Here is a 9,911-nt window from a genome sequence, read left to right on the forward strand (position 1 = left end):
GGGAATTTGCATCAGGAATTGAAAGAGGCTACCTACGACGATGCCCAATGCCAAACTAACGACTCCCATCTTAGGAGCTAAAAACACGATGCAAGCAATGATAATGAAATTCCATAACACTGGAGATAAAGCGGGAGCCGTAAAATGTTCATAAGAGTTGAGAATTCCCATAACCACACCGGCCAATGCCATGAACAAAACCGATGGAAAAAGTATCCTGGTCATGATCAGAGCAAGTTTAAAGGTCTGTGGCTTATTGGTAAAGCCGGGGGCTAGGATTGAAATGAGTTGAGGAGCGAAGATCATTCCCAATCCAAGAAAAAGGCAGAGTATGAGCACCATGAGATTGATAACCGAACTGCATACTTCCCAGGCGCCTTTCCTGTCTCCCCTCGCGAGATAGGAGGTAAAAACGGGAATGAAAGCAGAACCAATGGCGGCATCCGCGAGAAGCATTCGGAAAAGATTTGGCAAGATGAAAGCCACTCGGTAGGCATCGATCTGAACGTGAGCACCAAAATAAGCCGCCATAACCTGCTCTCTCACCAGACCAAAGATTCGAGATAGCAAAGTGGCAGCCATAACTATGACCGCTGCCATGGCTAATTTTGGGACACGGACGAGATATTCTTGCTCGGATATCTCCATTTCATCCATATTTCCGGCTTTCGATGAACTATCGATGGCTTATTATATCATTGAAGTTTTTTGCGAAAAAGAAAGATATGAAACCTGCAGCATTATCCAATCGACACGGGATCAGCATTGCAAGCATTCTCTTGAATGAGGGGAAAAGATATGGTAGACTCACAAAGACAAAAAGGAGGAGGTCAAAGGGTGGCTCGAATAAAATCTCAGATCAAGAGGATGAAACAGGCGGAGAAACGACGGTTGAGGAATAAAAGAGTCAAATCCGCCATTAAAACCTATATTTCCAAGTTTAACGAGGCCATTGAGTCCAAGGATAAAGATTCGGCGAAGGAAGCTCTGGAGAAAGCGATAAAGGCTTTGGATAAGGCTGTTTCCAAGGGCGTCATTCATCTGAATAGCGCTGCGAATAAAAAATCAAAACTCATGAGGAAATTTAACGCGCTAATGAAGGCAAGCGCATAAACCTTCGCTCATTTTTCTTTCCCGTTTAATAAGGTCATTGTTTTCTGCCGAATTTTATTTCATTTACTTCAAAATTTTGACCACTAAGGTTTCCAATATCAATCGGGGGTTCTTGTCGCTGCTCTTCATATCCAAATCTGCTTTCAATAGAAGCTCATAAGCCCGTTTCAACTGTTTGAACGAAAAGTTTCGACATTGTTGCTTGAGCCTTTCAACTGCAAAAGAGGGAAGTTCTAATTCCCGCATTAACTGCCGCTCGTTGGCTCCCCTTTCAAGAAGAACCTTCGCTTTAAGCAACAACCTGAACTGCCTAACGATCATATGAAAGATGCTAGTGATGGTCTCTCCCCCTTTAAGAAGGCAATCCAAAGCGCTCAAGGCATGAGTCTCGTCTCGCCTTGAAATGAAATCCATCAGGTCAAAAATGGTATCTCCGGGTGTTTTACCGGTCACGTAATTTATATCCTCAATATCGAGCTCCTTCTTGTCATCGTAAAATAGGGAGATTTTTTCTATCTCGTTTGCAAGCCTGCTCAAATCCTGACCAATGGTTTGAAAGAGAAATTCCGCCGCTGATTTGGTCACCACTTTCCCTTTCTTCAAAAATTGCTTTTTAATCCAGTTAGGATAATCTTTCCTGAATCGGAGTTTATACTCATGGATCTCCCCAAATTTCTCAATGGCTTTGTAAAGTCTATCCGATTTGTCCAGCTTACCCGCGACCAAAACTAAACAGGCATGTTCAGAGGGATTTTTAAAATAGTCGGACAAAAGCGATACTTCGGATGGAGAGAGTTTATCCGCATCCTTTACCACAACGAGACGCCTATCGGAGAGAAAAGGAACGGTCTGAGCTGCCTGGATCATGGTCGAGGTACTATCTTCCCCGCCTCGAAATTCCATGTAGTTAAAATCGAGAGGAGCCTCCTTTGCAAAGCGTGCCTTTAACCTATCCAGAGCCTCCTCCAAAAGCAACTTTTCGCTCCCATAGATGAGATAAACGGGCTTTAAGCTCTTAAGACCTCTTCGTGCTTTGGTCATGATCTCTCCCCGAGTTCAATATCTCCCAACGACTTCGGACATTGGGGCTGTTGACAAAGTCATTGCAAGGAGCGATAGCGACGAAGCAATCTCATAAACTCCCTTATAAAACAGGAGATTGCCGCGCTCCCTGCGGTCGCTCGCAATGACAAACAGGGTTTTCAACAGTCCCATTGGGCCTAGGATTCAGTCTAGTCTGATACTCCCCAGTAATAAGTCGGTCATAAATCACCGAATATCTTCTAAAATAGATGGGCTAAGGAGGCGACTGTGCAGCCCACCGTTAAGGGCAAATTGCGTGGCCCCTAATCTATTTCTCGGTAATGACTCGAAAATTCTCGCCATCGGTTGATATTGTAACATCTCCATCTCTATCCGTACGGTAAATTTTTGCCCCCAAGGATTTTAATTTCCCCAAGGTCGATTTGGCTGGGTGACCAAAGGGATTACCCTCCCCCACGGAAATCACCGCCACCTGCGGTGATACCTGCCTCAAGAATTTAAAATCACCTCCATTGGCACTCCCATGATGAGGTACTTTCAAAACGGTACAATGCAAGACCCGCCCACCGGACGGGCAGGTATCCCCGCAGTCCAAAAGCAGGGATTGCCCCTCCCTCTCAATATCTCCAGGGAATAAAAGCGAGAAATCACCGTATGTTAGCTTTAAAACCACGGAATTGTTGTTTAGATCCGAATTTGTACCGGTCACAAATTGAGGACGCGGATGAAGAATCAAGATTTTGAGCTTCCGCTCCCTTGATCCTATCTCGTATTCCTGTCCTTTTCGAGCGAGACGATATCGAATACCCCTCTGATCTATTACCGTCAAGAATTCTTTATAAAGATGAGAAGTATGAGGTTGTCCCCCATCTAAGATCATTCCCACCTCAAAACCTTCAACTACTTCAGTTAAGCCACCCAGATGATCCGCATGGGGATGGGATAAAACCAACAAATCGATTTTTCGAATCCCTCTTGCAGTTAAGCTTCGCCGCATGCCATGTGAATCCTCCCCACCATCTATGAGTATATTTTCGCCGCTTGGCATTCGCATGAGAGCTGCGTCACCCTGTCCGACATCAAAAAAGGTTACCGTGAAATCCTTCGGAGGCGCGCTCTTTCCAACCTGCCACCATATGATCCCCGCCATTAAAACCAATGCCACTATGAGCAATCTCTTAAAATTGAAATTCCTTGGGCGACCAACGGATTTTCGCCATCGCTTCGAGGAGTAAATCCCAGCTATGACGGTAAAATAATAAAAACAGATACTCAAGGAAGAAGGAGTTTCCCAATATATGGAGCTCGCAGGCAAAGAAGCAAACAAAGATGTGATTTTAAGCACATATTCTAAAAGCAGACCGGTAATTTTAAAAATGGGGCAAGCTAGAAAGGGCGAGAAGATTCCCATAAAGCTGGCCGCAAGACCCAGTCCAAGGATAGGAGCAATGGCGGGGACCACAAATAGGTTACTCACCACCGCTACGAGGGAAAGCTCATTGAAGTAATAAACCAGGATAGGAGCGACTCCCACCTGAGCGGCAATGGATAAGGAGAGTAGCTCGCTGACCCTCCTCGGAAATAATCCAACCAACTTAGAGTTTAGAATGGGAGCGATAAGGATGATCGCCAAAGCCGCTGCAAAAGATAGTTGAAAAGCCACATCGTATAAGAGAAAAGGATTATAAATGAGTAGAATGAGAGCTGCCACGGAGATAGCTGAAAGTAGGTTTTTCTCCCTCCCGAGAAGCCAACCCAAAAGTCCCACCGCAATCATGATTGAAGCCCTGAGCACCGAAGGGCGACAACTGGTGAGCAAAACATAGAAAAGCATGAAAAAGGCGATTAAAGCCGATCTGGCGATGGGATTGAGCCTTAAAATTGAACTCAACAGATAAGCAATTGTAGCAATCATTCCCAGATGTAGCCCAGATACCGCCAAAACGTGCATCACACCGGCCTTTCGGAAATCATCCTCAATGATTCCGGAGATACGCGAGCGGTCTCCGAGTAGGAGACCGGTGAGCAAGCCAGCTTGATCCTTAGAGAGAAAAGAAGAAGTCTGGCTTTTAATCCTGGTTCGAAATCCCGTTATGATGTTCTGGATTGGATTATTCGACATTTGGGTGAACTTGATGCGGCGCTCAGCACAGGTTGTATCTACCACAAAAAAGGTTTGAATCCTTTTCCGATACAAGTGCCGAGCATAACGAGGGTGAACATTGGATATAAGTACGGGTTTGCCTCTAATCCTAAGCTTCTGCCCCGCTTGTATCCTGTGGAAGTTGGGACTCTTGATAATTACTTTTGTAAGCTCACATGCTTTCAAATGCCGTTGCGTGGCATCGATGCTTTCCACCTTAAGATCAAAGCGCAATTGATCTCCTTTTAAACTTGGTTCACCAAGGACTGTGCCACCTATCACCACGCTTTTGCCTCCCCTAGCTAAAGGAACTAAAATGCTTCCTCCAAGAGAAGTGATCACTAGGGAAGTGAGGAATATACCGAGGAGAAGGAAGACAAGAAATGGTATGAAATAGCCGAATTGGATGGGATAGAGGAAATGAATCCCCAGCAAAATAAGGGAGAGAAGGACGAGTAGAAATGAAAGAATGGGAGATATTTTGAAAAGGTCTTCCAAAACTATGCCTAAGATGAAGACCAAGGTCAGAAAAAAGATTGGAGGAAAATCACACTGTTGCATAGATCAAGTTTTGCATCAGATCAACTCTGTAGTTTTTATCTTTTGAAGTTAATTCACAGTAACCCTATCCTTAATTTGTTCGAACTTCTTGGGACCGATGCCCTCAACCTTTTGAAGATCGTCAATGCTTTTAAAGCCCCCGTTGGACTGGCGATATTCGATTATCCTTTGAGCCAGGACTGGTCCAATCCTAGGAAGCTGATCTAGCTGTTCAACCGAGGCTGTGTTTAGGTTAATGGGACCATCAACGGTACCATTTCCCGACAGCGTGGGAGAGATGCTCTCTCCCGCCTTGACTTCCCCCTCCTTGGGTACATAAATTTTTTGACCATCCACCAATTTGGCTGCCAAATTAAGTGCATCGAGATTCGCATCAGGGGTGGGACCACCTGCCACCTGGATGGCATCGGTAACCCTCTTTGAACCGGATAGTTCGTAAACACCTGGCACCCTCACGGCTCCACAAACGTGAACCACAACCTTTAATGGCTTTTTCGCTCTTTGAACTTTTCGTTCAATGGGAGTTATCTCCTTGACGGAGGTTGTTGCGGATTTGCTTCTCACATAAAGAATCCCTCCTCCTAAAAGAAGGAGGCTCACCAAAAAAATGATGGCGACAAGCTCCACGCGGCTAAAATGCAATCCCGCCGATGAAATCTTTTCCCCGATTAAAGTCTTAAGATCCCTCCTGAGATCCTCCATGTTTCTTAAGTTTTCCTATTTCCACTTGATGTCAAATTGTATCGATGTTAGGAGAAATCTCCAGGTGTCGTAATTGTCGACTAGTCTTAAGAAGATATCTAATGGCGCAAAATGAAAAGATGATCATTGAAGATAGCATGGCAATCGATGTTTCAATCCATGATCGTCTTTGCTCTTTACCTCTTAATCTCCCTTTTTGCCCCATCTTGATTTCCCCCTCAGGTTGAGCGGGAGAACTCGTAGAAGTCGGAAGGGATGCCAATGATGCAGATTGAGTATTTTGATTTACTTTCTGACAATTTTCCTCAAGGATGATGGAAGAATGGGACACAGGGATAGTATGGGAAGCTGGGATAGTGCAAATATCCGAAGCAATTTCAGGGCGAGGTTTCTCGCCTGATTTAGTCTCAAGGATGGGGTCAGGGATACTTTCTAAGGCAGGACTCGGATTTGGTTTGAGGCTTGGATTTGGTTCAGGATTTGGATTCGACTCTGAGACGGGCTTCGTAGAAAACTCAAAATGAGGAGAGGAGCTAGCCGGCTGGTTTTGGAGGATGGGGAGGACAGTAATGTCAGCCGACGATGAGGTCTTCTCTGAAGATATGGATTCCATGGGCGGGAGGTGAGGTAACCACTTTTCAGGATCTTCATAAACTGGATTTCCCCTGGTTTTGGTCGAAAACATTCCTAGATGGAGATGGGAAATGGGAGAAGAGATTTCACCCACCGAGGATATGGTCCCTACAGAGTCTCCTTGATTCACCCATTGACCTTTGCGAACAGAGGCATCTACGGAAATATAAGTCGTCGTTAAGCCATTGGGATGATCGATGGAAATGTAAGGCTCTCCTCGAGGAGTTTTTCCGACCCAGTGAACGCTTCCCTGAGCAGCAGCGATAACCTTTTCACCCACTGAAGCTTTGATATCTATACCTCGATGTTTGCTCTCATCGAATCGTGTTATGATTTCTCCCTTAACGGGCCAAATGAAAGAAATTTCTTGAGACCGGGCAGGAAAAGGGAGAATAAGACCCAATAGGAGTAAAAGAAAAACTATGATTCCGAGACGCCTCTGTCCCAGGATCAGACAAGATTCTCTCAATTTCCCCCACATATTTATGCCCACCACTTCAGCCTAATAGAGAACCGCCTGGGAATAGATTGCACAAAAATTCTTTCCCATACAACTATCCTTTGGGACAGTTTCCGGGGACAGTCCCTCCCCAACACATCTACCTTGCATTATGTTAAATCAAAACCAAATTTCTCCTTCTCAATAGGTCCTTAGTTTTAAGGGCGTAAAAAATTTCAGTGGCTTAGGTTCGAATCGTACCTGATCAATGGCTTCCCCGATACCTCCAAATTTTGTGCGGTGATAGCTCCGATGTATTCTTTCTCTCCCGATATCTTCACTCGACGAGAGGAGTAAATGACCCCGGTTATCCCTCCCTTGCCGGATGACTTTATGTCTCCCTTGGCTATGAGGATGAGACCGTCAACATCCGGTTGGAGGTGCAAATCTCCCGAAATCTCGATTGCTCCCGTGGAGATTATGGTAGCGGTGTTGGTATTCCTTCCAGAGAGTTTCACATCACCGTCGACGAAGATCATTCCTTGCGGTTCTCTTAAATCGATGTCTCCATTTATGTGGGTTCCATGAAATTTGGCTAGATACTCATAGTACTCGAAGTCCACCAAGGGGAAGTCCCGTGGCTCTGCGTGGTCCCGAAGTTCTCCATGGATATTTTGCTTACCGTTGATTATGATCGATCCCACAGCTGTGATGTTTCCTTGAACCTCTGGAGAACCGGATACCACTGCATCACCATTGGAATGGATATTGCCAATTATCTTGGGATTGCCAGTGATCCCCATATCCCTATCCGAGAAGAGCACGTGACTGAAGAGCGTCTTTATAGTGAAATTCCAGGAAGCTTTGGTCTCATTTCCCGCTTTGTCGCTTACTTTGATGGTTACCTCGTGCTCACCCCTGGAGAGATATTCTTCGGGGGTGTAAAGGACCAAGTTTAATTCCGGTATGTAAGTGTGCCCTACCTTTATTCCATCCACCTCCATTCGGATGGAGTCCTCATCTATCCCTATTCCCAGGGGATCATCCTCCACAGTGGCGAAGATAACTGGTTTATGCCATGGAGTATAGCCTCCATCCTCCGGTGTGAGACCAGTTATGGTTGGAGACATAGAATCCGTGAGCAAATCTGGATCCGAGATGCCCTCAATGTATAGATTTTTCCAAAAGATGGCAAACTTTCGTTCATTATCCGAAGAGGGATTTTGAATATGCTGCCAGATGACATACTTCAAGATTTCGTCGAATTTTTCCCCATCCGTGATTGTTGCAGTGATTATGTAGTCTTCTTCTCCTTCGTTCAAGGAGATTTGTTCCTCGGTTTGTAGTATCCCCTCTTGCTCAGCTTGAAATGCTACACCCTCCCAGAAAGCACAGGTTATCTCATCTGGATTTGCCTTAGCCTCTGCTGCATTCAGTGAACCTCCTTCAGCCCAGGCAAATCTTGGAGCAAAACCGAAGAGGAGAGAATTTGCAGCAAACCGGAAGGAAACTGGAAGGTGAACCAGTTTGAAGGGATAAAAGGGAGTAACAACCTCACCATAATCGGGAATATGATTTCTTGCTATGGGGTTATTCGCCCAAGCGTAGACGGCATCCTCAGAAAGGGCAATGTTTTCTTCAGCCCCTTTATCGCGCATCTTTTCAAGGAAGAGCTGCTTCCCTAATGGTCCCATGGCTGCAAGAGCTCCAGCGTAAGCAGCCTGCATCGCTGCGATGCTTCCCACCCACTTCCTGCAGCGGTCTTTGATATACCACTTTGGGAGAGTGGTTCTGAATGCTACTTCTTTAATTTCCTGATCAGATAACGCGGGCTTCTCCTCATGCACATCAATCATCCTGTAGTTAACCATCGCTTTGTAAATCAAATCAGGATTGAATTTCATTCTCAAGGTAAAAGGGAAATCACCCTCCCAGGGAACTATAGGTCCTCTCGTCTCAAAAACGTAAAGTTCATAGAGAGCTTCACCGAGAGCGTGGAGTTTCTCTCCTTTTGACCCCCTGGGACAGATTGGAAACAGATTTTCATTATGGGCTACCCAATCGGCGGAGATATGACCTCCCCAACCAAAACCATATGCTTTATCCTTGGAAGATATATTCGTATCAAGACCAGCCACTTTGAGCATGAGGTAGGCAAAATTTTGGCTCTTGGTGTAGTCTTCTTTGGGATCGGGTGAGTGGACAAAATCTGCCCAATCGTAGTCCTTTCCATCCTCTTTTTTAACCGGTGGATCTCCCATGTTGAACATGTCAGGACCGGTGCCATTGAAGTAATAAATCTCCGGATAATCGAAATCGGAGGCAGAGTACCGATTGATGTGATAATGGGTCACTGGACCCCAGGCGAAAGCGGGAACAGACAAAACTTGGAATATAGCTATTAAAATGGCTATAAAATGTGACTTTCTCATTAGCATGGAGCTTTTTCACCTCGAACCATATCCTATTTCATAGACAGGCAATTTGATCCAACCTTTTTCATTAATATATTGCCGCTGATATGTCTCTTGAAAAGGCTTTTGGTTTACACTGGCAGAGTAATTACCACCCGACCGATGCATCCAGATAAAAGGGAAAGGCGGAGGTGTCCTATCAACAACCTCGTAATCAGCCCCTAAGCTTAATCCTGTTCCATCTTGATAGCTTACGAAAGCATATGTGTCGCTCATTAGACCTTTAATGGGACCTTGGTCTGCTTGATGATAAGTGACTTTTCTAACATTCACACGTGGGTTTAGAAGATAGCGAGTTGAGGGAGGAGGTAGGGAAATGGACTCTCTGAGGGAGGAGTGAACATCGATTCCAAATCCAACTTTTAGAAGGGGAATATGTATCTTTAACATGATACCATATTTTGTCTCCACAAGATCAAGCGTGACACCAGGTATACTTTCTCTTTCATATTCGTTATAACGTTTTTTTAAAGCTTTCAAAATCTTTGTGAATGGTTTACCTTCATGATGGGGGAATGGGAGGTAAACCATCACATTTTTGGGATTCTCGCCTTCTTTGGGACCTATGCCAAAACTATAATCAAACATCACAGTTCGTTCGCGCCTTATGCAACTTTGGCAACCAAAAGTAATTAGGAAAATGCAAGTTAGAATGACCAGCCGCTTAACCAAAGGTTTCACTCCTCCAATGTTAAGTTACAAAGCGGATTTAATTTTGACTTTCACTTCCCCCGTATCGCTTAACGATGAATCATTTGCATCTTGAGCCGTAATTTTAATAGTATAAATTCCATCAGGAGCT

General features: G+C 44.9%; 8 protein-coding genes. 1 reads left to right on the forward strand and 7 read right to left on the reverse strand.

Annotated features, from left to right (window positions below):
• On the reverse strand, positions 1–648 hold a 648-nt coding region (locus tag AB1466_04475), incomplete at its 3' end, for a lipid II flippase MurJ (GenBank protein ID MEW6189351.1).
• Between the two features lie 189 nt (positions 649–837).
• Between AB1466_04475 and rpsT the strand changes: the two genes are divergently transcribed.
• Positions 838–1,113, forward strand: coding sequence for a 30S ribosomal protein S20 (gene rpsT / locus AB1466_04480; protein MEW6189352.1), 276 nt, complete (start codon positions 838–840; stop codon positions 1,111–1,113).
• 63 nt (positions 1,114–1,176) lie between these two features.
• Here rpsT and holA read toward each other — a convergent pair whose 3' ends face one another.
• The 6 genes from holA to AB1466_04510 all read right to left on the reverse strand — a co-directional run bounded on the left by holA (position 1,177) and on the right by AB1466_04510 (position 9,790).
• Positions 1,177–2,154 (reverse strand): DNA polymerase III subunit delta, encoded by a 978-nt coding sequence (gene holA, locus AB1466_04485; protein ID MEW6189353.1) that lies wholly within the window; start codon positions 2,152–2,154, stop codon positions 1,177–1,179.
• 310 nt (positions 2,155–2,464) lie between these two features.
• Positions 2,465–4,861, reverse strand: coding sequence for a DNA internalization-related competence protein ComEC/Rec2 (locus AB1466_04490; GenBank protein MEW6189354.1), 2,397 nt, complete (start codon positions 4,859–4,861; stop codon positions 2,465–2,467).
• A 48-nt stretch (positions 4,862–4,909) separates the two neighbouring features.
• Positions 4,910–5,563, reverse strand: coding sequence for a helix-hairpin-helix domain-containing protein (locus tag AB1466_04495; protein ID MEW6189355.1), 654 nt, complete (start codon positions 5,561–5,563; stop codon positions 4,910–4,912).
• Positions 5,564–5,594: 31 nt separating this feature from the next.
• Positions 5,595–6,677, reverse strand: a complete 1,083-nt coding sequence (locus AB1466_04500; protein ID MEW6189356.1) for a peptidoglycan DD-metalloendopeptidase family protein — start codon at positions 6,675–6,677, stop codon at positions 5,595–5,597.
• A gap of 194 nt (positions 6,678–6,871) precedes the next feature.
• Positions 6,872–9,073, reverse strand: coding sequence for a hypothetical protein (locus AB1466_04505; GenBank protein MEW6189357.1), 2,202 nt, complete (start codon positions 9,071–9,073; stop codon positions 6,872–6,874).
• 9 nt (positions 9,074–9,082) lie between these two features.
• Positions 9,083–9,790, reverse strand: a complete 708-nt coding sequence (locus AB1466_04510) for a hypothetical protein (GenBank protein MEW6189358.1) — start codon at positions 9,788–9,790, stop codon at positions 9,083–9,085.
• Positions 9,791–9,911: the final 121 nt, after the last annotated feature.

It is taken from the genome of Actinomycetota bacterium, assembly GCA_040755895.1.
Lineage (GTDB): Bacteria > Actinomycetota > Aquicultoria > Subteraquimicrobiales > Subteraquimicrobiaceae > Subteraquimicrobium.

Excerpts from the sequence above, each read along its gene's own strand:
- holA (MEW6189353.1), bottom strand. The coding sequence starts at position 2,154 with ATGACCAAAGCACGAAGAGGTCTTAAGAGCTTAAAGCCCGTTTATCTC.
- AB1466_04490 (MEW6189354.1), bottom strand. The coding sequence starts at position 4,861 with ATGCAACAGTGTGATTTTCCTCCAATCTTTTTTCTGACCTTGGTCTTC.
- AB1466_04495 (MEW6189355.1), bottom strand. The coding sequence starts at position 5,563 with ATGGAGGATCTCAGGAGGGATCTTAAGACTTTAATCGGGGAAAAGATT.
- AB1466_04500 (MEW6189356.1), bottom strand. The coding sequence starts at position 6,677 with ATGTGGGGGAAATTGAGAGAATCTTGTCTGATCCTGGGACAGAGGCGT.
- AB1466_04505 (MEW6189357.1), bottom strand. The coding sequence starts at position 9,073 with ATGCTAATGAGAAAGTCACATTTTATAGCCATTTTAATAGCTATATTC.